This window comes from Heliobacterium mobile (genome assembly GCF_009720735.1).
Taxonomy (GTDB): Bacteria; Bacillota; Desulfitobacteriia; order Heliobacteriales; family Heliobacteriaceae; genus Heliobacterium; species Heliobacterium mobile.
Genome location: NZ_WNKU01000085.1, coordinates 1 through 1488, shown reverse-complemented (window position 1 = coordinate 1488; position 1488 = coordinate 1). Strand labels below are relative to the sequence as shown.

Below are 1488 nucleotides of genomic sequence, written 5' to 3'. Positions count from 1 at the left end.
GTGCGGCGTACCCGGTTTGTTGAACACACAGGAGTGAGATAAAATAACTCTTGTGGAGGCGAAGGAAATGGCGAAAACGGGTAAACGATACTCAGCAGAATTTAAAGCGGATACAATACGGATGATTACGGAAAAAGGCCGAAGCGTCACCAGTGTAGCCAAGGACCTGGGTGTAAGTGAGCAGACCATCTACCGCTGGATGGAAGGTGAAAAAGTGAAGGAACATCCGGACCAGGCACGGATCATCGAACTCGAATCCGAACTAAAAGCCGCCCAGCGGAGGATTCTCGAACTGGAGGACTCGGTGACCATCCTAAAAAAGGCCACGGCACTCTTCGTAATGCAACCCCGGAAGTAAGGTACCGGTTTATCCGGGACCACCGCTCCGAACATCCGGTGAAGAAGATGTGCCAGTTATTTGAGGTCTCTCGGAGCAATTATTACGCTTGGAAAAACCGTAAGCCCAGCCAAAGAAAACAGACAGACGCGCAATTGGTCGAAGCCATTAAAGAGAGCCATCAAGCCAGCAGTGGCATATATGGAGTGGACAAGATCTTGGCGGATGTACGGGAACAACAACCGTGCAGCCGAAAGCGTGTACACCGGCTCATGCGTGAAAATGGTATCCGGTCCATCCGGCTCCGGAAATATAAAGCGACAACGAACTCAAATCATAAACTTCCCGTAGCCGAAAACCTTCTGAATCAAAATTTCAAGGTAGACGCACCGAATAAAGTATGGGTAAGCGACATTACCTATATCCCCACCGAAGAAGGGTGGTCCTATGTAGCTACCGTAAAAGACCTGTTTCATAAAGGCATTGTGGGCTGGGCTATCGGGAGTACAATGACACGGGAATTAGTGATTCAGGCACTAAAGAGTGCGATTCAAAGACATCGACCCACTGCGGGCCTTATCCATCACTCCGATCGCGGCAGCCAATATTGCAGCAAAGAATATCAAGCCCTGTTGAGCCAACATCACATGAAAGCCAGTATGAGCCGGAAAGGAAACTGCTATGACAATGCCTGTGCAGAAACCTTTTTCAGCACCATGAAGAATGAACTCATTCACCTGAGGAGATTTAAGACTCGCGATGAGGTACGCGAGGCGATATTTGAATACATCGAAATATTCTATAATCGCAGACGAAGACATCAGAGCTTGGATTATATGACACCAGAAGCCTATCTGAAACAGTACATAAATCAGCGAACCGCAGCGTAACGAACAAAATGAACCATTTTGGCAAAACCGCAGACTCCAACGTCCACCGCCTAATTGCCGTTCTCCATACGGATAGGCGGCTGTCAAGGACCGCCAAAGGCGGGGCTTTAGCCCTTGTCCTTGACGGACGACTAGCTGTATGAGACCCTATAGGCGGCGGTGGCGGACCGCATAACTGGGATGTAGCGATAATCGAAGCATCCCTATGAATGAACGAGAATATCACACTTAGTTGTGTCTAATAAATCGGGAAGACCTCAG

At 48.7% G+C, this 1488-nt stretch carries 1 protein-coding gene; it reads left to right on the top strand.

The window, feature by feature from the left end; translation table 11 throughout:
- The first annotated feature begins 67 nt into the window (after positions 1-67).
- Positions 68-1227 (top strand): IS3 family transposase gene (locus tag GJ688_RS19665; protein WP_155478158.1). Its coding sequence is split into 2 segments (ribosomal slippage): positions 68-314 and positions 314-1227, totalling 1161 coding nucleotides; the frame shifts between segments, so codons are not numbered across the junction.
- Positions 1228-1488: the final 261 nt, after the last annotated feature.